Origin of the sequence: Microvirga antarctica (genome assembly GCF_017921815.1) — a bacterium.
Classification (GTDB): domain Bacteria; phylum Pseudomonadota; class Alphaproteobacteria; order Rhizobiales; family Beijerinckiaceae; genus Microvirga; species Microvirga antarctica.
In genome coordinates this window covers 88,741-111,408 of record NZ_JAGEMM010000001.1, presented here as the reverse complement: position 1 = coordinate 111,408, position 22,668 = coordinate 88,741, and the positions used below count along the sequence as shown (strand labels likewise).

Annotated in this window: 20 protein-coding genes and 1 tRNA gene; 9 read left to right on the top strand and 12 right to left on the bottom strand. The window is 58.1% G+C overall.

Annotated features, from left to right (window positions below):
- The first annotated feature begins 3 nt into the window (after positions 1-3).
- The 4 genes from J4G32_RS00620 (at position 4) to J4G32_RS00605 (ending at position 5,047) form a co-directional block, all read left to right on the top strand.
- A tRNA-Ser gene (locus J4G32_RS00620) sits at positions 4-93 on the top strand.
- A gap of 215 nt (positions 94-308) precedes the next feature.
- On the top strand, positions 309-1,565 hold the full coding sequence (locus J4G32_RS00615) for a tyrosine-type recombinase/integrase (RefSeq protein ID WP_210482933.1): 1,257 nt from the start codon (positions 309-311) through the stop codon (positions 1,563-1,565).
- Positions 1,566-2,285: 720 nt separating this feature from the next.
- Positions 2,286-4,301 carry an AAA family ATPase gene (locus J4G32_RS00610; protein WP_210482931.1) on the top strand — a complete coding sequence of 672 codons (2,016 nt, stop codon included), beginning with the start codon at positions 2,286-2,288 and terminating at the stop codon, positions 4,299-4,301.
- Positions 4,298-5,047, top strand: coding sequence for a hypothetical protein (locus J4G32_RS00605; protein ID WP_210482929.1), 750 nt, complete (start codon positions 4,298-4,300; stop codon positions 5,045-5,047). The genes J4G32_RS00610 and J4G32_RS00605 overlap by 4 nt, the downstream gene beginning before the upstream one ends.
- Before the next feature lie 1,327 nt (positions 5,048-6,374).
- Here J4G32_RS00605 and J4G32_RS00600 read toward each other — a convergent pair.
- From J4G32_RS00600 to J4G32_RS00580, 5 genes are all read right to left on the bottom strand, one after another.
- Positions 6,375-7,274, bottom strand: a complete 900-nt coding sequence (locus J4G32_RS00600; RefSeq protein WP_210482927.1) for a sensor domain-containing diguanylate cyclase — start codon at positions 7,272-7,274, stop codon at positions 6,375-6,377.
- Between the two features lie 296 nt (positions 7,275-7,570).
- On the bottom strand, positions 7,571-8,365 hold the full coding sequence (locus J4G32_RS00595) for an ABC transporter ATP-binding protein (protein WP_210482925.1): 795 nt from the start codon (positions 8,363-8,365) through the stop codon (positions 7,571-7,573).
- Between the two features lie 10 nt (positions 8,366-8,375).
- The gene (locus tag J4G32_RS00590; RefSeq protein WP_210482923.1) at positions 8,376-9,380 is read right to left on the bottom strand and encodes an ABC transporter substrate-binding protein; all 1,005 of its coding nucleotides are present in this window, start codon (positions 9,378-9,380) and stop codon (positions 8,376-8,378) included.
- A 29-nt stretch (positions 9,381-9,409) separates the two neighbouring features.
- The gene (locus J4G32_RS00585) at positions 9,410-10,183 is read right to left on the bottom strand and encodes an ABC transporter permease (RefSeq protein ID WP_210482921.1); all 774 of its coding nucleotides are present in this window, start codon (positions 10,181-10,183) and stop codon (positions 9,410-9,412) included.
- Between the two features lie 104 nt (positions 10,184-10,287).
- Positions 10,288-11,451, bottom strand: a complete 1,164-nt coding sequence (locus J4G32_RS00580; protein ID WP_210482919.1) for a M24 family metallopeptidase — start codon at positions 11,449-11,451, stop codon at positions 10,288-10,290.
- Between the two features lie 114 nt (positions 11,452-11,565).
- Between J4G32_RS00580 and J4G32_RS00575 the strand changes: the two genes are divergently transcribed.
- Positions 11,566-12,486 (top strand): LysR family transcriptional regulator, encoded by a 921-nt coding sequence (locus J4G32_RS00575; RefSeq protein ID WP_210482917.1) that lies wholly within the window; start codon positions 11,566-11,568, stop codon positions 12,484-12,486.
- Between the two features lie 1,067 nt (positions 12,487-13,553).
- On the opposite strand, the gene J4G32_RS00570 is transcribed toward J4G32_RS00575, so the two are convergent.
- Together J4G32_RS00570 and J4G32_RS00565 are read right to left on the bottom strand one after the other, a co-directional pair.
- The gene (locus J4G32_RS00570; protein ID WP_210482915.1) at positions 13,554-14,030 is read right to left on the bottom strand and encodes a hypothetical protein; all 477 of its coding nucleotides are present in this window, start codon (positions 14,028-14,030) and stop codon (positions 13,554-13,556) included.
- 115 nt (positions 14,031-14,145) lie between these two features.
- Positions 14,146-14,517, bottom strand: a complete 372-nt coding sequence (locus J4G32_RS00565; protein ID WP_210482913.1) for a hypothetical protein — start codon at positions 14,515-14,517, stop codon at positions 14,146-14,148.
- Between the two features lie 67 nt (positions 14,518-14,584).
- On the opposite strand from J4G32_RS00565, the gene J4G32_RS00560 reads away from it, so the two are divergent.
- The 3 genes from J4G32_RS00560 to J4G32_RS00550 all read left to right on the top strand — a co-directional run bounded on the left by J4G32_RS00560 (position 14,585) and on the right by J4G32_RS00550 (position 15,307).
- Positions 14,585-14,800, top strand: coding sequence for an XRE family transcriptional regulator (locus J4G32_RS00560; protein WP_343232562.1), 216 nt, complete (start codon positions 14,585-14,587; stop codon positions 14,798-14,800).
- Positions 14,801-14,808: 8 nt separating this feature from the next.
- Positions 14,809-15,012 (top strand): hypothetical protein, encoded by a 204-nt coding sequence (locus J4G32_RS00555; RefSeq protein WP_210482909.1) that lies wholly within the window; start codon positions 14,809-14,811, stop codon positions 15,010-15,012.
- Positions 15,013-15,160: 148 nt separating this feature from the next.
- On the top strand, positions 15,161-15,307 hold the full coding sequence (locus J4G32_RS00550) for a DUF1127 domain-containing protein (RefSeq protein WP_210482907.1): 147 nt from the start codon (positions 15,161-15,163) through the stop codon (positions 15,305-15,307).
- A 44-nt stretch (positions 15,308-15,351) separates the two neighbouring features.
- On the opposite strand, the gene J4G32_RS00545 is transcribed toward J4G32_RS00550, so the two are convergent.
- From J4G32_RS00545 to J4G32_RS22145, 4 genes are all read right to left on the bottom strand, one after another.
- The gene (locus tag J4G32_RS00545; RefSeq protein WP_210482905.1) at positions 15,352-16,083 is read right to left on the bottom strand and encodes a hypothetical protein; all 732 of its coding nucleotides are present in this window, start codon (positions 16,081-16,083) and stop codon (positions 15,352-15,354) included.
- A 127-nt stretch (positions 16,084-16,210) separates the two neighbouring features.
- Positions 16,211-18,667: a hypothetical protein gene (locus tag J4G32_RS00540; protein ID WP_210482903.1), complete on the bottom strand. Its 2,457-nt coding sequence runs from the start codon at positions 18,665-18,667 to the stop codon at positions 16,211-16,213.
- On the bottom strand, positions 18,667-19,692 hold the full coding sequence (locus J4G32_RS00535; RefSeq protein ID WP_210482894.1) for a hypothetical protein: 1,026 nt from the start codon (positions 19,690-19,692) through the stop codon (positions 18,667-18,669). Before J4G32_RS00535 ends, J4G32_RS00540 begins: the two co-directional genes overlap by 1 nt.
- A 480-nt stretch (positions 19,693-20,172) precedes the next feature.
- Positions 20,173-20,367, bottom strand: coding sequence for a helix-turn-helix domain-containing protein (locus J4G32_RS22145; protein WP_210482892.1), 195 nt, complete (start codon positions 20,365-20,367; stop codon positions 20,173-20,175).
- A 1,235-nt stretch (positions 20,368-21,602) separates the two neighbouring features.
- Here J4G32_RS22145 and J4G32_RS00525 point away from each other — a divergent pair.
- Positions 21,603-21,986: a hypothetical protein gene (locus J4G32_RS00525; RefSeq protein ID WP_210482890.1), complete on the top strand. Its 384-nt coding sequence runs from the start codon at positions 21,603-21,605 to the stop codon at positions 21,984-21,986.
- Here the strand turns inward: J4G32_RS00525 and J4G32_RS00520 are convergent.
- Positions 21,983-22,645, bottom strand: coding sequence for a ParB N-terminal domain-containing protein (locus tag J4G32_RS00520; RefSeq protein ID WP_210482888.1), 663 nt, complete (start codon positions 22,643-22,645; stop codon positions 21,983-21,985). The genes J4G32_RS00525 and J4G32_RS00520 overlap by 4 nt on opposite strands.
- Between the last annotated feature and the right edge of the window lie 23 nt (positions 22,646-22,668).

Below are 22,668 nucleotides of genomic sequence, written 5' to 3'. Positions count from 1 at the left end.
GCTGGAAGGGTGGCCGAGTGGTTTAAGGCAGCGGTCTTGAAAACCGCCGTGGGTGCAAGCCCACCGTGGGTTCGAATCCCACCCCTTCCGCCAGAACGCTATTTTAGTGCGTTCGCCAGTGATCGCCATTATCCACAAAAATTCCGCAAAATCGAAGGCTTAGCGTCCGTTTCTGTTCGCGCACGTTCGCCGCGACCTTTCAAAAGCCAAGAAACTGGTTAGGGTTTTCGGTTAGGGTTGGACTTGGAACTGGCGATTCGCATCCTCTCGGTTAGGGCTCTGGTTGCCGGGTCCCATCTGGATAAGTCATGGCGAAACACCTCCTAACCGATATGTTCGTGAAGAACGCGACAGAGGCGGGACTTCATGCCGATGGCGCCTGTCTCTACCTTCGGGTGGACCCGAAAGGGAATAAGCGTTGGGTGTTCATCTATAGGATCGGCGTCAAACGGTCTGAAATGGGGCTCGGCGTGTATCCGAAGGTTTCGCTCAGGGCCGCCCGGACAGAGGCGGTTGCTCTCGACGCGCTGAAGGATAAGGGTATCGATCCCCTCACCTCCCGCCGGGAGGCAAAGTCAGCAAAGCGCACCATGGCGGAATCTGCCTCCAAGGTGAAGGCCAAACCGACCTTCTGGAATGTCGCCGTCGTCCTGATGGACCATCTTGCCGAGGAGTGGAAGAACCCCAAGCACCGCCAGCAATGGCGAAACACCCTCATCGATTACGCCGGATCCATCAAGGACAAGCCCGTGGATGAAATCACATCGGCAGACGTAATCGGGATTCTTCGACCAATCTGGCACACGAAACGCGAGACCGCCTCTCGCGTTCGAGGTCGGATCGAGCGGGTGCTCGACTCAGCCATGGCAGAGAATCTGAGGGAGGAAGGGAAAAATCCGGCCGCCCTCACCCCCATCATGCGGGCCGCCCTAGGCAATAGGACCAAGCGAAAAGTTCGGCACCATCCGGCCATGCCGTACGACGACGTTCCGGCTTTCCTCTCGAGACTTCGGGAAGTTGGGTCAATTTCCGCCCGCGCACTCGAGTTCACCATTCTCACGGCCGCCCGATCGGGGGAGACCCTTGGTGCGACCTGGGCCGAAGTAGACCTCAAAGCGAAGCTCTGGACCGTGCCGGAAGGCCGAATGAAGGCAGAGCGAGAGCATCGGGTCCCCCTGAGTGGTAGAGCCGTCGAGATTCTTGAGGAGGTTGGGCTTCTGCCGGGGTCAGATGATCCGGACGCCTACGTATTCCCCGGTTCCAGACAGGGGCGCCCGCTTTCGACGATGGCGATGGAAATGCAGTTGCGCCGCCTAAAGGTGACGGACGCCACACCCCACGGGTTTCGGTCATCATTCCGAGATTGGGCAGGCGAGACGACGGCCTATCCTCGCGACGTGGTAGAGTTCGCCCTTGCTCACGTAGTGAAGGATGAGACTGAAGCCGCGTACCGTCGTGGCGATGCTTTGGAAAAGCGGAGGGCACTCATGAAAGATTGGGCCACCTTCATTGAGCCGAAGGATCCGGGTGTTGTCGTGGACATCGCCGCAGCTCGAAAAGCATAGGTAGTGCCATTTTGATCAGTTTGGGTAAGTCACATTCCCTCTGCCTACCAGGAATAGCCGTCCTTACCGACAGGATGTGACTTAGTGTGATGTCCGGCTTCTAGATCCGCTAGTTACCGCTTGAGGCCGCGCTCGTTTTGGTCATTCAGGCGCCTTCGCTTGCACCCGTTTGCTCGCTCGTCACCCTCTTGGAAAATCCGTTTCCTCTCGAGCTTCGCCGAACCGGGGCAAGGGCCACAGCCAGGCTCAACAGGTCCGATCGGGTTTGTTTGGGTCGCCGGAAGTTGGCGGAGTCTCGTCAGGCATTGATTTTCCCCTAGGCAATAGATCAACCGACAGCCGCAGCCACCTAGTTGCGCGAGGGAACGACCGGAGACGCGCCCCGTCCGGGATTCGGCAGATTTTCAACGATTTCAGAAGGCGACGGCTGATTTGACGCGACACGGCGGCAACACCCCTGTGGAAGTTTGTTCTTCCTCGCACCATTGCTCAGCGCTCGTTTGGGAACTATCCAATCCGGGCGAAATCACGCCAACCCACTGAAATCTAACGCGCCTATCCAGATTTTCTGGCGGCTGCGCGGCCCTGTTCTCGCGAAGCGTTAGTGATCTGAAGAGTTCAGGACCGCCCTGGATGGATTTCACAATCGAGTCACCGACCCCACTCGACTCACTGCATGAGCGTCGTCATCTTATGGCTCAGCTGGGATAGGGCCACAAAATGAAGCTCACAGAGTTCAAGGTCGAGAATTTTCGTTCCGTCACAGATAGCGGCTGGGTTCGAGCGGACAAGCTAACATCTCTCGTCGGCCGGAATGAAAGTGGCAAATCAAACTTACTCCTCGCTCTTCAAAGCCTAAACCCTCCGGGCGGCCGGAAAGATATGTCGCCTATCAAGGACTTCCCGCGGCATCGTCGACTTGAGGAATGCACTTCTACAACTCCTGTGATTTCCACGCGTTGGGATTTGACAGAAGATGAAATATCGGAACTGACAGACATACTTGGTTTTGCTCAATCCATCAAAAAGGTAGAGGTCGGGCGGTGGTATGGCACGACGCTTTGGGTCAACCTCATTGGGTCTGCCTTTCCTTCCATCACCGAAAAAGAAGCCAAAGCCAACATTCGAAAGCTAGATCCGGTCGTCCTCGCGGAAATCGGACGTGCGAGCGAAGGTGAGGCCCCTGCTGCGAGGAGTGCTTGGGACGCCTTCAAAGCAGCTAGCTGTGTTGTCACCCTGGCGAAATCTTGGGCGACCAATACAACAAAGCACGCCTCTGCTCTTCGTGCAGAACTTGGGAGAGCTGGAGTTATCCTTAGTGATGGGGCCGACGAAGCCCTTGCTGAACTGGAGGAGCGTGCTGCAACCATCACGTCCTATGATGATGCACACAAAAAGGCTCGATCGGCGGTCGCAGAATGGCTGCCGCTTTTTGTTTACGTATCAGATTTCCCCGAGTTAAGTGGTCACCAGGATATCGATCAGTATATTCAGAACCGGGGGCAGAACACCCCGCTTACAGCGGCGGAGGAGAACTTCGAGAAGCTTGCCAAGGTCGCCGATTTCAAAGTTCAAATGCTTCATAACTTGCGTCAAAATCAAGATCATGAAACCCGTAGTCAGCTCCTCAACCGGGCAAGCGCTCTGGTAACAGGTGAAATTCGCCGACTCTGGAAGGATCGCTCACTGACGGTGCGCTTTAACCTCGATGGTCCACATCTCGATACTCTCGTTTCCGATCCAAACGAGACCTATCCCGTCGAGGTAAATCTTGATGAGCGGAGCCGTGGATTTAGGTGGTTTTTTTCGTTCCATATCACCTTTGCCGCCGATACCGATGGCGGCAATGCTGATGGTGCTATTCTGCTTCTGGATGAACCAGGGCTGTATCTGCATGCGAGATCCCAGGAGGACCTGCTAAGACACTTTCGGCATGATCTTCCAAACCAGATCATCTACACAACACACTCGCCGTTTATGGTGCCCCCAGACGACATTAGTGTGGTTCGGACGGTAAACATCTCGCCGAAGACTGGTACGACCGTCACTAATGATCCAACGGGTGACTCCCGAACACTATTCCCACTCCAGACCGCGTTGGGGTATCGTATCTCCCAGACACTGTTTGTCGGGAACGCGATGTTACTGGTCGAAGGAATTACGGATTTCTGGATTCTCTCATCTATCAACAACCACCTGCGATCTTTAGGCAGGATAGCGCTTGAGCCCGAGATAGTGATTACGCCGGCCGGGGGCGCCGGAAAGATCTCCTATATGGTGGCGCTCCTTTCGTCACAGCAGCTTAACGTCATTATTTTGCTCGATGATGAGAAGGCCGGACATGAGGCCCGAAAGGAACTTGTCACAACCAGAATGATCCATGAGCGAGCGGTAATACTTGTCTCGGAGGCTCTTCCTCACCAACGAGAGGCTGATATGGAGGATTTGCTAGATGCTACTGTCTACGATGCTCTCGTCCGTGAGACTTACAAGCAGGAATTAAGAGGCAAGAAGCTGACATTAAACCCGCAGGTTCCGAGGATCGTAAAGCAGTATGAGGGGGCGTTCGCGGATGTTGGTTTTACCTTTAATAAAACGCGACCCGCGCGCGAGTTTATGACGAAGATGGGTTCTTCTCCGGAGAAGATTATTCCAGAGGCGACACTCCAAATTTTTGAGAAGCTGTTCTCCTCAGTGAACCTACAGTATAAACGCGCTAAGCCAAGTTCGCTATGAGTTACCTCGGTCAAGCCCAAGCCGCGTTTTCAACCCTCGCCACAGCTGCCGGAACGATAGTTGTCGCAGGAGGCGGCATATCTATAATTGTGTACGGCCTTTTCCGATACTTGGGTGAGCGGTGGCTGACCGCAAAATTCGACGAACGGCTCCAAGCCTATAAGCACGCTCAGCAGAAAGAGCTTGAACAACTTCGGTTTCGGATCAACTCATTGATGGATCGGACAACAAAGCTTCACGAGCGGGAATTCGACGTCGTTCCAGAGGCATGGGCACGCTTAATCGACGCGCACAGCTCAGTTAAGGGATTCACCAGCGCTTTCCGAAGCTACCCTGACGTCAACAGAATGACCCTTCCACAGCTTGAAGAGTTTCTTGCTGGAAGCCCACTCACCGGCACGCAACGGGAAGAACTTAGAGCGTCGCACGACAAACTAGAGTACTACCAAAAAGCGATATTTTGGCACCACCTCGACAAGTGTAGGTCCTCATGTCGCGAATTCAACGTATACCTGTTGAAGAACGGAATTTTCATGCCAGCCGAAATGAAAGCGAAGTTCACGCGCTTGGAAGAGTTGATCTGGGACGCTCTCGTAGAACACGAAGTTAACGAGGAGCACAACGCGATTCCTCGCGAAAGAACGAAACAAAAGTTGCTTGCCGTAGACGGGAAGACACTGCTCAAGGTTTTGGAACAGGATGTTCAAGAGCGCCTTTGGAGTGTCCAGCAACTGGTCTCTGACTAGAAAATCTATCCTCCAACCGACAAATCACTGCTTTCTAGACTCGCCGTGGAACAGATCACCTCAAACCGGCACCGGCGTCTCGTCGCCGTTTCGCGATCGCACCCACCCCGAACGAGAGCTCCTTTGACTTGTTGGGCCGGTCAGCAGGGCAGCTAACGAAGGCTTTTCGCTGTTACCTGGTCTTTTGTTGTCGCTGCAGGGATGCCACGGCGTTAGCCCGATCCCGCTCAATCGAAGCGTGGCGTCGCTCCTCCGCCGCCAACTCCTCGGCGGCTGCCACTCCAGAGTTTGCTGACATCAATTTCTGGTACATGGAAGCTTGGGCTCCTCGCAGTTTCGGAGGAAGGGCGTTAGCCCACGCCTCAATCTGTAAACGGTTATATCGAACCACGTTTGCACCAAGATCCACTGGTGAAACCGGGCAGACCCTCACGAGGGTATCGGCGAATATTCCAAGGTAGACGCCCGCGGTGGTTCGCGATCGAGGTCAATCTGAAAACCGGTGCAGCCCGGTGGGACAACTATTTCCCAGATACGGAAATGCGACCGATACCTACTCGTCGAAGGTAAAGATCATGACAGGCTCAGGATTGAGGCCGCCGATGAAAGAGGGCGCCTCAGGATCCCGAGATGCTATGCGAGTGGCTCATCCGCGTGTTGCATGCCTGCAACATAGCTCAACGTCCACTGACCTACCTCGAAAGAGGGGCTTCAGAATCGGCGATTAAGGGACCATACGCCTACGACACGCTGCTTTTGTTGCGTAATCCGGCAGTTGCCGGACAGCGGTTCGAATTTCGGTCAGGGAGCCTTAACAGAGCTCGATTACCGTTTGATTCCATCGGTCGCGTTGCGTATCGACCGAGACCTCCACAACGCCCCGGCGCGGCCAGTCCGTTGCCGGGGCGACTTGTTTCTAAGTCACAGCGACGCAAAGGGTGCGCCCTCGGGGCGTTTGCTTCGGCCGTGATGTTCGACGACGAGGCTACGGCGGCTCTACCCGCCACCCATCAGCTGCAACCCTTAGGGCTTTGTAGACGGCCTCTGCAGTGGCAATAGCTCGGCTAAGGGCAGCGGGCTCCGAATGGTCTATCTCGTAGAGGTCATGCCAGACGCCACCGGGATCAAGCATCATCGCTTTCATCCTGCCGTGCTCGTCGCTCGCACACCAAACACCGATAACGATCCCTCGGATCTTTCCGATCTTAGCGATGGGATGCCACCCCTTAAGGCTCTTTTCCATCCTGGAGCGTCTCGCGGGAATGGCGCTGAGCCATCGTGAATGCGTTCGCCGCGTTCGTCAATCGACCTACTAGCACGTCCAGCGTCACGGCTTCGCGAGCAGGAGCGCCGTTTCAATTCGGTTCCGCCCGTTCTCCTTCGCTTTGTAGAGAGCCATATCCGCGGAGGTCAGTAGGCTTTCGGGCATTGTGTTTGTGCCGCCCATGCTTGCCATAGCGGTTGCCGCTCCTACGCTCACTGTCACCAAGCCCCCTCCTTCGCTATTTCTGGCGTGTGGCAGGCGTAGAGTCTCGACTGCTAAGCGAACCTGCTCGGCAACCAAAAGCGCCGCGGCTGCGTCTGTAGAGGGCAAAATGACGGCGATCTCCTCCCCGCCGTAGCGCGCCGTAATCTCGCCAGGCCGGCGCGCTGCCCCCTGGACGGCAATTGCGACTGCGCGCAAGCAGTCGTCGCCAACTTGATGTCCGTACTGGTCATTGAAAAGCTTAAAGTGGTCAACATCGACCAACAGCAACGAGAGATGGGTTCCTTCACGCAGCGTGCGGCGCCACTCCAGATGGAGGACCTCATCAAAAGCCCTCCGATTTGCAAGGCCCGTCAGTCCGTCCTGCCTGGCTAAAGCCTCCAGTTCCTGCTCGTGCCGTTTTCTTTCCTCAGCGTCTCTCATCACAAGAACGATGCCGTTTACTTCACTTGACGCAGGGTTAAGCAACGCGCGTGCTGTGACCTCAACCCACACGAGTGTGCCGTCCTTCCGGAAACGGCGTATTACGGTCTTGGCACTCTCCGCCAGTCCGGCATTAAATTTTGACATCGCCTGCTGGATCGCGGGGAGGTCATCGGGAAAAACGTACTCCTCCGCTCTTCGACCAATCATCTCTTCGGGCGTCCACCCGAACAATTGAGTAGCGGCCGGCGACACGTACGAGAAGCGGTTGTCAGGGCCGAGAAGGATAATCGTGTCTACACTATTTTCTGCCAGCACGCGGAAGTCGACCGTTGGTGCGATCGACAGTCGACCGTTGGTGCGATCGACGGTACTAAATCGCCCTTCGGGCCCGGCGGTCTAAGAAGCCTTCCGAAAAGGCGCGCGATAAAAGCTCACTTTGCTGCTGACGCTGCTCTATATCACGATCGCGTCTACCAGGTTGCTGAGCTGTTTCGATCAGGCACCTTAGGCGTCTCTGTCCCAAGACGAGACGAAAATATCCGGCGAGCCGGACTGGCGCGCCCCGTGCCTCGAAACACGGCGAGTACAGCCGCTCCTGTCTGGTGGAAGAACTACTCCGTCATTCCTAATGCATCAAAACATTCGCGGATGCGGATCGTTGCTTCGATGAAGGCAGGCTCACCAACCATAGAGAAGCTTCTAGGCCGCGGTAGATCCACATCGATGATGGTAGCGATCTTGCCCGGTCTCTTGCTCATGACGACGATGCGGTCGGAGAGAAAGACGGCTTCCGAGATACTATGGGTGATAAACATCACAGTCTTGCGGCTTTCGAGCCAGACGCGTTGCAGCTCCAGATTCATCGTCTCACGCGTCATCGCATCGAGCGCACCGAAGGGCTCATCCATGAGCATGATCTTTGGATCGTGAATGAGCGCCCGGCACAGGGCGACTCGCTGCTGCATACCGCCCGACAACTGATGAGGCAGAGCCGATTCGAAGCCTTCAAGACCTGTCAGCGTAATAAGCTGCCTTAGACGTTTTTCAAAGCGCGCGGCGGGAAGATTGCGCATCTCGAGCTGTAGTGTGATGTTGTCTCTCACATTTCTCCACGGGAGAAGGGTGGCTTTCTGGAAGACGATCCCGACATCGGGATGCGGTTTGCGGACCAGATCCGCTCCGATGTGAATCGTGCCCGCCGTTGGAGGCACGAGACCAGCAACGGCTCTCATCAACGTGCTTTTTCCGCAGCCCGAGGGCCCGAGGACCGAGACAAATTCTCCCGCGGAGATCCTTAGGTCAACGGTGTCGAGAGCGAGAAGGCTTCCAAATCGCTGAGTGACCCCAGCGATTTGAATGTCTGCTTCCGTTCGTACGGATGAGACTAAATTAGCGTCCGTGGTCATCAGCGTTAACTTAATCTGCGAAAAATTCGTTCGTGAAGAGCTTGTCGCTGGCTATTTTCTCGGCGATTTGCTTCGATTGGACGAGTTGTTCGATCATCGTCTGCCAATCTTTCTCCGACATCTTTCCAAACGGCATGTCCTTTGTGTTCGGAGTGGCTGTGGCGCTCATGGATAATTCGAGTTGCCGAACGAGCAAATCCCTGTTGCGCGCCTGATCAGGCCGGGCCTTGATGAGGGCGTCGACGGCCGTGGCCGGCTCCGCCTTGGCTAGCACGAAGGCCTTCTGCGTGGCGGTTACGAAGCGACGTGCCAAATCGGGATTGGCTTTTAGCCATTCCGTATTGGCGACTACACCGCCTTCAAGAGCACTGACCCCGAAATCGGCGAAGTAGAAGTAGTGCAACTTGGCTCCCTGAGCCTCAAGAGGCGGAAGATGGAAATAGGTGACACCCGTGATCGCATCCGCGCGCTTTTGGAGAAACAAAGCGGTTTTGGCGCCGACGGCGGGAGAAATGACATTTACCTTTGCAGTATCGGTGCCCGACACCGAAGCCAGGACCGGAAACATCTGAGCTGTTGATTCAGACGCGCTCATGCCGAGGATCTTGCCCTCAAGGTCCTTCGGTGACTTGATGGGACTGTCCGCATGACTGATGATCACCATAGGCGATCGCTGATGAACCGCTAAGATCGCCTTCAGTGGCATTCCCGAGGCAACGCCTTTGGCCATGGTGCCGTAATCCATGAAGCCGACAGGGTCCGTGCCTTGCGCGACAAGCTTCGCCGTGTTGCTGGAGCCGCTGCCCTCACCGATCTGAAGATCGATATTAGCATCTTTATAGAGACCCGTTTCTTTACCGAGGTAGAATGGTGCATGCGTGCCGTAGACGCTGTAGTCCAGACGCAGGCTGAGCTTATCCTGAGCCTGAGCCTGAGCCTGAGCCTGAGCCTGAGCGGATGCGAAGACTGCAGCAGCCAACGCACTCGCGATCAACAATGTCCGATGAATTTTCATGTGTCCCTCATTTGTTATCGTGACATATTCTAGGAAGAGGCGCGCAGCTCATCACTTCTGATGCTGATGTGCCAGGGGATCATCAGACGCTCCGCAAGTTCAACTGCATAGTAAAGTACCAGACCGATCACCATCAGCGCGACTAGAACTGCAAAGAGCAGCGCAGTGTCGAGATTCGCATTGGCGGAAAGCAGCAGGTAACCTAATCCACTTTCGGCACCCACCCACTCCCCGACTACGGCACCTACAGTCGCAAAGGCAATTGCAACTTTAAGGCCCGAGAAAATCTGTGGCATGGCGAAGGGAAGTCGGATCTTTAGAAACGTCTTTAGGGAAGAGGCCTGCATAGAGCGGGCCAGGTCGTTCAGGTCCGCATCGACCGATCGCATTCCCGCAATCGTGCTGACCACGATAGGAAAAAACGCTACTGAAAAAGCGATGAGTATCTTCGGAAACAGCCCTAGGCCGAACCAAATGATGATGAGGGGCGCAACGGCTACTTTTGGAAAGGCCTGCGACACTACGAGCAACGGCATAATGGCCCGCTCTAACGTGCGCGACCAGACGAGGAGAATGCCGAGGGGGATTCCTATGATAACGCTGAGGAGAAAGCCGCCAAGCGTTTCAAGCGTAGTGATCCAGGAATGGTACGAAAGAAAGGTGAAATCCTCCACAAGTCTCTGAGCAACCGCGAGTGGTGGCGGCAGAAGATAGGCCGGCACGGCAAAGGCCCAGACGGAAAATTGCCAGACCGCGACCGAGAGCAGGATTGCCGTTGCTGGATAGATCCAGTTCGTGCGCATATCATCTCTCCTGCTGTCGTAAGTTATCTGGAGCCAATCCTAAAGATCAGCCATTCCAAGCATGCCAATTCCGGCCGCTCTGCCAGTTGCATCGGCATTGCTGCTCAAACATCGATCTCGACGAGTTCGCGAGGATAGCTGGTCAAGACCTCGCACCCATTTTCGGTGACGGCGACGCTCTCGCTCGACATGAAGCAATAGTCAGGCATGAACAGCGAAGGGACCAAGTGGAAGGTCATGCCTGCTTCAAGAACCGTCGGATCATCGGGCTTCAGAGCGAGGAAACGTCCTTCCGCCCAATTGGGTGGAAACCCGATACCAATTGCGTAGGCGGTTCGATGGTCAAAATAGCGCCCAAGGCCCGCTTTATCGATAACTAAGCGACAGGCAGCGTCGACTTCTCCAGATGTTGTGCCTGGCCGTATCGCTTCGATTCCACGATTCAGGGCCTCGATTACGATACTGGCAAGACGCTTATGCTCTGCGGTTGCCCGGCCCACGATGCAATTGCGTGCAATCATAGCGTGATAACGATTGATGTTCGCTGCTGCTTCTAAGAAGACCACATCGCCCCGCTTAACCTCCCGGCGCTCCCAAGTGGTAAAGCAGACACCCGTTGCCTTTCCGGTCACCACGAGTGGCACACGGGTGTATTCACTTCCAGCCTTCGTCGCCCCGTGAAGCATAGCGGCGGCTAGGTCATTCTCGGTGCAACCGGGAGCCACGGCTTTGACGGCAGCATCAAGTCCGGCCACCGCAGCCTTGGCGGCCAAACGCATGTAGTCAAGCTGCTGAGGTGATTTGATGATGCGTGCGGCTTCGATCACCCCCCCCCAATCGGCTAGGTTTCCATTGAACGCCCTCTCCAATATCTTGTAGTTGGCGACGCTGAGATAGGTTGAGTGGGTCTCAAGCCCGATAAGGCCTCCTTCTGGCAGCAGATCATGCAGGACGCCGGACAGGATTTCCACAGCATCCGCGGTGTCTGCAATGGAGATAAACCTTGCAATGTTGTCGTTGGCCTCGGCGATTGCATGATTGACCTGACGCGACACCATGATAGGGCCGCCTTGAGGCATGACGATCACGCACTGGAATGTGAAGTAGCCAATGGAGCGATATCCTGTGAGCCAATAGATGCTTTCGGGATCAAAGATTGCGACCGCCGCCAATCCCTTTTCTCGAAGATCGCTTTGAACGATCTCCAAGTTTGAAACGTACATGCTGCGGGGGAAAGCAAGCTGCATACGAGCGTAATCTTCTGCCACCAAACTCACCCCCTAAGCGCAAAACACCGCCTACTAATAGAGCTTGAAATCCATAGCTGCCTAATGCAATTTTCTAGGCAGTCCATAACCATATGGTTATGAGGGAGTCTGATTATGAACGTTCGCGAGATCGAAATCTTTCGTGCCGTGATGCAGGAGGGCTCAGTTTCGCGAGCGGCGAAACATCTTCGGATTTCGCAGCCTGCAGCCAGCAAATATATCGCGCAACTCGAGCGACGCCTTGGCCTGCCGCTATTTGTTAGGTCTGGAAGCGGCTTACTCCCAACCCCTGAAGCGCGTGCTCTGTTCGATCAGGTAGACCGCCTGTTTCTCGGCCTCGCGCATGTGGAGCAGTTCATGCACGATCTCGCCGGCGAGAAGCGCGGGCATCTCACGGTTGCCAGCCTCCCGCTTCTGGCGTTCAGCGTGATGCCAGACTTGGTGGCGAGCTTCATGAAGGAACGACCTGGCGCATCCATCGCCCTTCAAACGCGAAGCTCTGCGCGAATCATCGAATGGGTTGCCGCGGGACAGGTCGACCTTGGTGTGTGCTTCTGCTTTTCTAAACCGCCGGGCATCGTTGCCGAGCCCCTTGTAAAGCTTGAACTCTTTTGCGCAGTACCGCCCGGGGACCCCTTGGAGGACAAAACCATCATTGAGATCGGCGATCTCGAAGGACGCGACCTGATTACTTATGACCATCTCGACCGCACGCAATTCTGGCTAGATGCCCTCTTGGACAAGGAGAAGGTTTACACACGCAGACGCATTCAGGTTTTCTGGACGTCTATTGCAATGGAACTGGTGATGCGCGGACTAGGCATAGCTATCGTCGACCGCCTGACAGCAAGCCAAATTCCTGGCGGCATGAAGCAGTTGAGACCATTTCGCCCTTCTCTAACGTTCGATCTCGATATCGTCAGGCCTGAGCATTGGCCCTCATCGGCAATGACATCGTCGTTTGCAGAGATGCTCCGAAGGCACTTGAACCAACTTTTGGAACCAGCTCCCATCCTGAGGAGACTACTTCCCTGAAAACCATCGCCGCGTACAAACGCTAAAATGGCGCTTCGGGCGGCTCGAATTAGCTTGTGTCGGGTTCGTCTGCACGTGGTGCCGCCGCTGCGGCCTGCGCACATAGGAAGTAAGGGGCGCTCTCAGAAAGGCAGCGGCTCTTCCCCGCACTTTGAGCAACGCAATCGCCTTCTGATGAGATCGGCCGGCGCCCGGTGGATCACTGCTTTATGCCCGCATTGGCATTCGATGGAGACATCGCGCGCAACCGTGCTGGGATGTGTGGCGAAAGCAGAGCTGGATTGCCCGCGCGAAGCCGGAGCGGACGCCGGTTTGGGCGTCGGCGCCTTGAAGTCTGCTACTGCTCGAGCCGCCTCATCCCGTAGGGACGCCTTGGAGGGCCCTGCACGTGGCGGCGATTGGAATTCGATCGGAACGGCGGGCTCATGGACCTTGCGGCGCGCGAACAGTCCGTGGTTGATTTTGGGCATCGGTCTGCTTGCCTACTCGGAGTGCATAACGGCACGGACCTCATCGTCGGTGAGGCGATCCTGGGAGAGCAGTGCCTCCGCTACGCGCTCGATGTTCTTTCTGTGACGACGAACCAGCCACCGAGTTCGCGAACGGAACCGTGCCTCATATTGCAGAGGATCTGAACCAAGTGGCAGAAGGCTATCGAGCATGAACGCGACCTGCCTTCTGTCATCGCCATCCCCGCCACCGTCAGTACCAAAGATCTCGCGCTCCGCCTCAGCGCCAGCTTGAACGGTCATTATTCGACCCCGGATAGCTGAATCAGGGTCTCGATATTTCTGGCGGGCCTCCCACTCTGCAAGGGTGGGCCACATGTCCTCTGTGATGCTGTGGCCCGCAGACTCGTCGTCGGGTTCAATCGTCACATTCCCGCAGATCATTCCGAGGACACGTCCGATCACAGCATGGTCGGCCTCGTGAACTGCCGTCCGGTTTCGGTCATTAGCATTTGGTCTCCTGGGGATGCCATTCGCTCGATCGTGGGAGAGCCCGCCGTGGCGGGCCTTCGTGGTCGTTCCCTCGGGCCGGCACGATTGCCGGGTGTGCTCGTCGGATTAAGTCACCGTCGGGAATTTAATTCGAAGGCGATCTGCAACCGCAGGCTCAATTGCCTCAAAATCCTCAGGCGCGCTGATGTTGTCGATTGAATTCCACTCATTTTCTGGATTGAGGGGGTGTTCAGCCCAATCGTCCCTGACCTCAACTTTGATGCGGAGCCATCTGCCATTCGGTATTTCTGCCAGCACCGGGCTCATCTGGGCTATCCGGAACAGATCGTTGAAGGCGCGTCGCATGGGGCTCCAGCTATCGTCGCCGAGCGGCCCATCATCCAAACTGATGACAGCGGTTCGGCCGTCAGGCAAAACGTCGGCCGTTCGACTTTGAGCTACCCACACAAGCGAGTCATCGGCATCATCGGGCAAACAATATCCCAGGACGAGATCCCGGTGCTTTAACTCCTCGCTCTTGTTGCGATCAGCTTTTTGAACGAAGCGAACCACGTTTGTCGTTGGAGTTTCGTCGTCACTCATGCTCTGAGTTCCTCGTGACAGAAGGCGCGAGCCTCGTGGGGGGACGGCCGTCGCTCGACGGACCGTTGTGATTGTGAACTGGGAAATTGCCCACGTCGACGTTAGGATCGGGTGTCTACGAGAGAACCTCTGCATCCGCACGGACCGATGCCAGGAGCATCTCGATGATGAGGTTGTTAAACTCACGATCGCCCCTGTCCATCAGGCGCTCGAGGACCTTCACCTTTTCGGCGATGTGCCTAACGTATACCGAAGGCGTCACCGCAATCTGAAGCGCGACCTCGCCCTGCCGGCAAGTCGCTGCGTTGATCACGTCGTCTCTCTCATCATCGGGGAGGTCGCTCACCGTGATCGTCGACGCGGTCGTGATCCAAAAATCCTTGATGAGGATTTCGATCTCATCAACGGGGGTAGTCTTTTTTGGTGATCCCACTGCCCATCTCCCTAGATTGAAATCAACATCTGATGTTGGTATGCGTATCTCCAACAATAATCCAAGTCAACATTAAATTGTGATAATTATGACCCCTGCCCAATGTCGAGCCGCTCGCACAATGCTGAACATGACGCAGCCAAACTTGGCGAAAGCGGCCAATGTCGGATTGTCCACGATCGTAGATTTTGAGCGCGAGAGGCGCCCCGTCTCACAAAAGTCCACGGACGCACTGCGTTCCGCTCTCGAAGCCGCCGGCGTGATCTTTATCGCCGAGAATGGCGAGGGGCCTGGGGTCAGGCTCAAGAAAAACTTCGCCGCTGAACCGGAAGATTGATTGGCCCAATGGATCATGCCCTGACGATCTGCGCCGCGGTCGCAACCGGTTTAGCTGCCGTCCTTGGGGTGAAGGCCGCGACGGTCACCGTCCGGGATGATCAGGACGAGTTCATTGGCGATCTGGGCAGACAAGGCCGCTGGGCCGCATGGGCGGCTGTTGCGAATGCGATCGCTGCAGCTTTGCTCATTCTCCAGACCTTCCGTGGCTAGCGCCCGGAGCGTGGTCGCCCAAAGTCCTGCGTAAGACATCCTTAACCAAGTGCAGAGGCGAGCGGGCACAGCCGCCGTTTTGCCCGAAAGGTTCACACCTTCGTCACCGTGCGCGCCTACTGCGTCGGGGCCAACGAAGGAGCAGACGATGATTGTGCATGTTCTCGCTACGATACGCCGGTGGTTCGATAACCGACAGGCCGAGCGCCAGCTTTCCAAACTCAGTGACCACATGCTTTCCGATATCGGGATCAGTCGGGGGGACATCTCGACGGTTACGCGTCGCGGTCGCTGATCCGACACGCGGTTCCGGGACAACGTCGCCGGCCGTCTCTCAACTCATTCTGCCAGCGACGAGACGGCTTTCTGCCGAATCGTGACGTCTGTCGACGGCGATCCAGCGTGATCTAACGGAGGAGTGACGTCGTTCGCGGTTTTCGTGACATCCGCCGCGCGCCGTGCGCGGCGCTCTTCCCGCTCACGCGATCGCTCTTCCTGGAGTCGGAGGATCCGCGGGCGAACGGTTTTCGGTCGCACCTTGGCGATCGCTTCCTCGAGTTTGCCCTCTCGCTCCAGCTTCTCACGCATGAATCCGCGCGGCGTTCGCCTGCGCTTTTCGTCCACGTACCAGACCTCGTCCTTGTCGAAGCCCAGCACGCCCTGAACCTGCAGCCTGACGAGCGAGATCCGGAAAAGGTGGCCGCCGTACCACGATGCCTCGACAAGGTAGTTCGTGCGGCACCAGGCCAGGAACTCCCGACGTTTTAATCGGCCGTGCTTTTTGAGGTGCCACATCATCGGGCGGCTACGGAAGATGCGCCGCGTCTTAACCGGTGGCTTTATCGGACGTTCGTCGAGGAGAGGCCGAACGGTAAGGCGCGTGAACGCGATCGAGCCCTCTTCAGCAAGCTCATCGAGCACGGCGCGCAGCATCTCGCGTCCGTGCGGGCCGTAGTCCAACTCGATACGTTGGACCGCCATCATAAACAGCTCATGGCGCCTAATCTCGCCGTTTTGGCGCAGCGTGTCGAAGACGAACGCGCAGAGCTTGGCGTGACGTAGGCCGGTCATGATGATGAGCTCTTCTCGTACCGTGCGATGACCGCGCTAATTGAAAGGTGCCGCCCGGACCCATGACGCAGAGATGGTCCGGGCGGCCTTGAGCGCGGCAAAGGAAGAAACCCGCGCTCAATTGGTTTTAGGCAATCTCCAAGCCGTAGTCGGAGAACATGCTCCGGAGAGCCTGCCGGGTTTCGGATTCGATCCGCTGCATAACCGTGTCTGCGATCGAACTCGGATCTGCGCTACCGGAGATGTTGAATGTCGGATGGATCGAAAGCGAGACCGGGCTACTTGCGCCGCCGCCCCCGCCCGCCCCCATCTTACGACGTGGGATAATCGAGCCGCGCTCGGCTGGCTGGAAGAACTCGTTCCCGAACTCATTGATCTGATAGAGGCCGCCGGGATAGACCGACCCGCCGTTTGCGCGGCCGGCCGGATTGGAGACCGCCGGAGTGCCGGAGATCGCGCTGCCGCCGAGTTGCGGACGCACCGGGACGCTTACGCCGCTGCTGAAGTACGAACGGATCCGATCCATGATGGACTGCGACGCCGCGTCGACCTGCCCTGCGTTGGCTTCAATGCCTTGGCGGATGCCGTTGGCTTTCTCGGCGCCGGCGCGCTGGCCGGCCAGCATCGCCTTCAGGGCCGCATCCTGGGAGGCGGATGAGCCCATCGGATTGTTTTGCTGCTCCAGCGAGCGACCAGCGGCCCGAGACTCTTCGGTCCGGAGGGGCCAGTCGCCGCTGGAGACCTTGTACACCGCGTATCCGCCGGCAGCGAGGACGGCCATGGCGGGAGCCAAGGAGGCCGCGCCTGCTGTGGAGGAAGCTCCGCCCGCTGCCGCGGCGGCTGTTGCCGCCCCTACCGATCCGGCCGCAGTTCCGAGCCCGAGACGCGTTGCCGCCGCGGTCAACGCCTGGGCAGAGCCGACTAGGCTCACGGCGGCGCCCTCCAGAGCGGCGGCCCCTGTGATCGCCTTGATGGCCTTCCACGTGGCGAACCCGCCGAGCCCGATCGCACCGGCACCGGCGGCAGCCGTGCCGTATGTTCCAAGAGGATTCTCGCGAAGGCTGCTGCTCAGACGGGAGAGAACACTGGCGAATCCGTTCATCGCGGCCGTGGCCGCAGGAAGGATAGGATCAGCCAGTGCCGCGGCGGCATTTCGGAGCTGTGCGGCGGACGACTCGAACGCGACAAACGGGTCCTTCCCGCTCAAACCCTCGGCGGCTGGGAGCCCCGGTGCCCGCGATAACGCAGCCCGTGTTTTGTCGATTTGATCCCGCTGTGTGATCATGCGGCCCATCAAATCCGCCACGGTCTGGTTGGAAAAGGCCTTGTTTACTGCCTCGACAACGGCGGCCTCGTTTGCGGTATCTACGCCAGACTTGGCGAGCGCCGGGGCAAGGACTTCGTTCGCCCAGGTATAAGGATTCGAGGCGAAAAGATCGCGTGACGTGAAACGGTCGTTCTTGTCGCGGAGTCCGAGATCCGTCTGGTACAGCTTCGCCGCCGGCGTGGCGCGCCCTCCGATGAGTTGGGCAGTTGCCGAGCCGAGCGCGGTGCCAGGACGTGCCGCGCCCATGTCCGCTATCAAGGCTGGAAGGACCGAATTGATAAATTCGTCTGAGAGAGAGAACCCTGCGGATTTGGCGGTCTTTGCAGTCGTCCACACGTCCGCGGGATTATACTCTGCACCCTGAACACCGGCCGCGCGCGTGGCGCCATCGAGCAGGCTCCGGATTTGCGCCGGATCCTGATTTTTGCCGAGTGTATCGAGCGCCCTGAGAAAGCCAGTCAGCTGTCCGAGGGCAGCGTCCTTGCCCTTCAACGACTGCAACACCGTCATCGACTGCGCAATCGACTCTGACACCTGGATCGCACGATCCACAGAGCCCATCGACAGTGCTGACTCCCGGATGAGGGAGTGAAGCGTAGGCACGTCGACTGACTGGTACTTATTGGATGCCGAAAGGGATGTTGCCGCAATGCGTGCGGTGTCTGAGGGGGAGAGCCCGCCAAGGTAATCGCGGGCACCTTCGCGTTGTTCAGTGGCCGTGGCGATTGCGGTTCCACGGACGCCGCGAGCGGCTAAGTATCCGCCACCGCCGATCCCGCCCAGAAGAAGGCCTTGCCTGACGAAGCCGCGCGTGCCCGCAATGAGGCGGGTGCGGGCGTTGTGAAGCCGCTCGGTTTCGGCGCGGACGGCGACGAGGGCACCGAGCGTTTCTTTCCGCCAGGTTTCCTGCGCGCCCAGAACGACATTCGCGCGACGGCTGCCTCCGGCCAGATCGGTCTGAAGCTTATTCCAGCTCGATCGCAACCGCTCGAACTCGCTCGGTGCGATCCGAATCTTCTCCAACTGGCGTGTAAATGCGGTACCCCACTGAGCGTGTTGCAGCTCCTTCCCCATCGCCGCAGCGCTGATCCGAGCCTTGTCCAGATTCGACGCGAGACCATCCAGCCCCGGACGCTTCTTTCCCAATCGGTCGGCTGCCGCGCCGACGCCGTCGAGCGCTCCAGCCGCTTTTTTAGCGCCACCCGATAGGTTGTCACGGAGGTTTAGGATCAGTTGTGCGAGGATTTGGCGTGCCATCAGTTTGCCCCCACAATGCCCACGTGGACGTCGATCTCGCGCCACGGCGTGGTGTTTCGCTCATCGCGCTTAGGGGCGACGGTGCGGCCGATGCTTGGGTCGTAGCGCGGGCTCGGCGCGTCATCGACACGGTCGGAAACCGGGATGAACTGGACAACCGCTTCCGCCTCCTGCTCCCGCCGAACAGACGCGCTCCGATGCTTCTCGAGGTGGGCAAGAACCGACTTTCCATCGGCCCACCGCGCCGGCTCAAAGATAACCGGGTCGAGATGTGTGAGTCCTGGCAAGTTCACCGAGCGGGCAAGGCTTTCCAGATGCACCGCAGAGACGGCCGGGATTCGCTCGATCCGCCGAAAACGCCGTAGAACGACCTCGATCGACGGCGAGCCCATCGTAACCTCCGGCGCCGGGATCCAGCCCATGCCGCGACCGCTACTCTGCACCCGGGCGACAAGATCTGTCGGCACCGGCTCGCCGCTGCCGCTATAAGCCCAGACCGTTACGATTTCGTCGGAAACGATGCGCTCGTCGGAGCCGAGTCGGCCCCGCTGCTCGAACTCGGGGGACAGAAGCGGGCTTTCGCCCGCCGGCAGATCGGAATTTGAAGCCTGGACGGCTTCGTCAGCACGGGCGACACATTCCACGATCTCGGCAATCTCCCGGGCAGCCTTGACGTAGCGCCGGAGCGCCTTGCGCGCGGCCTCTGTGAGACTGTCCGCCTTGGCGCGAAGCTCGCGGCGTCCATTCTCCGCCTCAGTCTCGTGGGCGGCCGCCAGGCGCCCCTCGATTGCACCGACGAGGGCCGCTGCATCGTCGACACTGTCACGAGCTGCGGCCAAGTCGGCTTTGTACTTCAGACGTTCTGAATCGGGAGCGAGGATCATATCACCGCGCCCTGCCTCGAGCGCCTCGAGGGCGCTGACCTCGGCCGAAAGGTGCGACTTCGCTTCCGCAAGGACGGCCGTGAGAACGGGGGAGCTCAGGTCCGGCTTGGCCAGCACCGATCGCATTTTTTCAAAGTTCATCGTCTTACCTTTGGTTTTTCGGCGCATCGCCAAACATGGATGCGTTCGCGGCTACGATCGCGCCGCTCCAGTTTCCAGCGGGTCTAGGGGGCGGTGCCGGTTGCATCGGAGCGGTGGTCGCTTGGACCGAGGAGCTGGGCGGTGGTCCCGCAAGCGAGGAGCCGCTGGCGAGTTTCCCGTTCGCGATTGCGAGCGCATAACTCCAGTTTCCGGCTGATGGCTTGGGCGGTGGCGCCGGAGCCTGAGCCTTAGCCTTAGCCGCGGGCGGCGACATCGTCGCGGGTGGTTGCGTCGGCGCAGACGCCAGTGGCGGGGAATTGGTGATTGGGGCGGCCGACGATACGGCAGCTGATGGCGCGCGTTCAATCTCCGGAGCCTGCTTCTGCCAGCTTGAAGTGGGTACCCTGATGAAAGTGTTCGTGCCGCCGATCCGAAAGATTCGCTGGCCGCGAATTTCGTCGTCTGCAGTTGTCCGGATCGTCACTTGGTGCTCTCCCGGAGGACGTTCCCCACGGGAAGACGTTCTGCAAAATTTTCGAGATCGGTCCGGTGTACGCGTGTTGAGCGCCCGATCTTCCGGATCGGAAGCCGTCCTTCGCGAACGAGCGAGTTCAGCGTCGTCATGCCGACTGCCAATTCTCGAGCGGCGACGGGAAGTTTCAGAAGAAGTGTCATACGAGCCTCAGCGATTGATCGCGAGCTAGTTCAACACGGCGACGGCGAAGAGTTGAACCACTATTTTTCTTCTGATTTGCAACGAGTGGCGGCTGATTGCCTGTCGGTGCACGCCGATGATTGCCGGTGATCGTGGAGGATACGATCTGACTTGTGGATAACTCGTCGCGGTACTGAACTCGATCGACCGGAGCGATCAGTTTTGGCCGGGTTCGCCGTCTCTGGGACGGCGTTCCCCCCTTGAGCGGGAAAAAATTGTGATGTGGGGCGGGCTGCGGGGCGCCTCGCCCGCCCTCCTCGCGGATACGGTCCCTAGATCTTTTTGACCGTAAAATCGTCTACGGAGGCCGCACACGGCGTTCTCGTCCTTCGCGGGATCCAGACTACCAACCGCGCTTCATTGCCAGCTCTGGCCTCTGATATCGCCCTCGATCACAGATCGACCTTTCGTCCCACGTTGTGAGAGATGTGCGTGCCACGTCCCATCAACGCCGGGTCTCACAACGCAAGCTCTGAGGCTCACCCATGCCTCACCCGTCATGACGACACAGCGGACCTGAGCCGACCTAACCTGTTCGATCCCGTGCGCAGTCGTCCTAACCGTGGAGATGACACACACGACTCTGACCAGACGATCCACGCAGACGTTCAATGCACGTCAGAAATGACATCGATGATTGGGCCCGCGCTTGAGGCGCGGCCATCATGACGCGGAGACCTACTGTTTTCGAAAGGTCACGGCCGCAGTGCGTATCGAGGGAGGCCGGCCCTTAAAGTCGCGCCAATTTTGCCAATTGCGGCCATCTTTGCGCTAGTCGTCCAACTCGGGATGGAGGCAGGTCTACGCGCGCCTGTTGGTGATGGCTCAACCGTTGACTGTGATGGCAGTCTGGACTGATCACGGCCTAACCACGAAGGCGGCGCGAGCCGTCCAGCCATTCGTCTATCGACTGACTGTCACCCGCTTCGACACCCGGCCACTAAAATTCAAGTGGGAGGTCCGGCTTGGCCGGCCCGTTCATTGGAAGAGATGCGACCCTGTTTCAGAGCTCGGTGTGTATATTTATATAGCTAAGGTACTATGTTCGTTATTAAAAACACAGGGTGAGACGAATTCGTCCGCCCGTAGTACTACGTATATCAGCGGACGAATCTGTCTCACTCGTTTCGGGGCCGTTTTCCATCCTCGAGAACGGCCATCTGATCATCCGTGCGAGGGTCAACGACCGCGGTCGATGGCGAAAGCTGCCGCGTCGGTAGGCGACGAAAACTCGGATGATGTCGGCACGAACCTGTTTGGCGCGTTCGGTGCGGGAAAGCATCGTTATGAGGACCGCTTGTTCCTCGTTGAGGAGGAATGCATTTTCGGGACGGCCACCTTTGGTTCCGGAGTTTGTCGGCCTCGCCATCAAACTCCCGAAACTCTCAAGTTCCGTCCGGTTATCCTGAATGACAGTTCGAATGGTGCGCTGGCTCTGAATTCCGAGCGCCGCCGCCAGATCCGTATCGAGGATGCGAGTTTCCCCTTCGATGGTGACGAGACTGTCGGTCGTGATGACCACAGGCAGGCTTTCCATGACGTCATCCTGGGGCGTGGTGGTGCGAAAGATCCGCTTTAGGTGCGTGACGGCGTTGAGGGTCGCGCGGCGGTCGCCTGCCCTCGACCGAGGTGGCTCTCGAGCCGACCCGCCAGTTCAATCACGTTTCCTCCGCTCACCCCCTGGACAGGCGGGGACGCGGGCTTTTGCGCGGGCTTGCCGATCGCAGCAACGTTCATCGTTGCAGGCTTCCCGGTCTTCGGATGGACGAATGAACGCTCGCCAGACTGCGGCTTAACCGCAGTATCATCCCTCATTCGCCGCACGAGTGCTTCGTCGACACGACAACGTCTGGCAATCTCCCGGTTGCTCCACCCGGACCACTCGTCGTCTTCAAGCATGAGCATGACCGCGCGCCGCTTGTCGGCATTGGTGCGCTTCAGGCCGTGGTCGGCGTTGGCGCCGACTGCGTAAAGGATGGCGTCCCGCAGGGTGCCAGTCCGGATATCGCACTCGATCGACGTGAACGCTTCGAGGCGGGCGGCTTCGTATCGATGGAAGCCGTCTGCGAGGAACGTTCCGGCAGCGGATCGAAACACAGCGACAGGTGGAAACTTCGCGCCCTCGGTCATCGCCTCGCGGTAATCGGCCACCGTCTTGGCATCCAAGCCATGCTCGCGGTTCTGGGCCTTAAGGTCCGCGATTATCTCGACGATGGACAAGGTCTCAATCACGCTCATCGTGCGAGCCTTGCGAGACGGTG

Excerpts from the sequence above, each read along its gene's own strand:
- J4G32_RS00615 (WP_210482933.1), top strand. The coding sequence starts at position 309 with ATGGCGAAACACCTCCTAACCGATATGTTCGTGAAGAACGCGACAGAG.
- J4G32_RS00610 (WP_210482931.1), top strand. The coding sequence starts at position 2,286 with ATGAAGCTCACAGAGTTCAAGGTCGAGAATTTTCGTTCCGTCACAGAT.
- J4G32_RS00605 (WP_210482929.1), top strand. The coding sequence starts at position 4,298 with ATGAGTTACCTCGGTCAAGCCCAAGCCGCGTTTTCAACCCTCGCCACA.
- J4G32_RS00595 (WP_210482925.1), bottom strand. The coding sequence starts at position 8,365 with ATGACCACGGACGCTAATTTAGTCTCATCCGTACGAACGGAAGCAGAC.
- J4G32_RS00590 (WP_210482923.1), bottom strand. The coding sequence starts at position 9,380 with ATGAAAATTCATCGGACATTGTTGATCGCGAGTGCGTTGGCTGCTGCA.
- J4G32_RS00585 (WP_210482921.1), bottom strand. The coding sequence starts at position 10,183 with ATGCGCACGAACTGGATCTATCCAGCAACGGCAATCCTGCTCTCGGTC.
- J4G32_RS00575 (WP_210482917.1), top strand. The coding sequence starts at position 11,566 with ATGAACGTTCGCGAGATCGAAATCTTTCGTGCCGTGATGCAGGAGGGC.
- J4G32_RS00570 (WP_210482915.1), bottom strand. The coding sequence starts at position 14,030 with ATGAGTGACGACGAAACTCCAACGACAAACGTGGTTCGCTTCGTTCAA.
- J4G32_RS00560 (WP_343232562.1), top strand. The coding sequence starts at position 14,585 with ATGCTGAACATGACGCAGCCAAACTTGGCGAAAGCGGCCAATGTCGGA.
- J4G32_RS00555 (WP_210482909.1), top strand. The coding sequence starts at position 14,809 with ATGGATCATGCCCTGACGATCTGCGCCGCGGTCGCAACCGGTTTAGCT.
- J4G32_RS00550 (WP_210482907.1), top strand. The coding sequence starts at position 15,161 with ATGATTGTGCATGTTCTCGCTACGATACGCCGGTGGTTCGATAACCGA.
- J4G32_RS00545 (WP_210482905.1), bottom strand. The coding sequence starts at position 16,083 with ATGACCGGCCTACGTCACGCCAAGCTCTGCGCGTTCGTCTTCGACACG.
- J4G32_RS00540 (WP_210482903.1), bottom strand. The coding sequence starts at position 18,667 with ATGGCACGCCAAATCCTCGCACAACTGATCCTAAACCTCCGTGACAAC.
- J4G32_RS00535 (WP_210482894.1), bottom strand. The coding sequence starts at position 19,692 with ATGAACTTTGAAAAAATGCGATCGGTGCTGGCCAAGCCGGACCTGAGC.
- J4G32_RS22145 (WP_210482892.1), bottom strand. The coding sequence starts at position 20,367 with ATGACACTTCTTCTGAAACTTCCCGTCGCCGCTCGAGAATTGGCAGTC.
- J4G32_RS00525 (WP_210482890.1), top strand. The coding sequence starts at position 21,603 with ATGGCGAAAGCTGCCGCGTCGGTAGGCGACGAAAACTCGGATGATGTC.
- J4G32_RS00520 (WP_210482888.1), bottom strand. The coding sequence starts at position 22,645 with ATGAGCGTGATTGAGACCTTGTCCATCGTCGAGATAATCGCGGACCTT.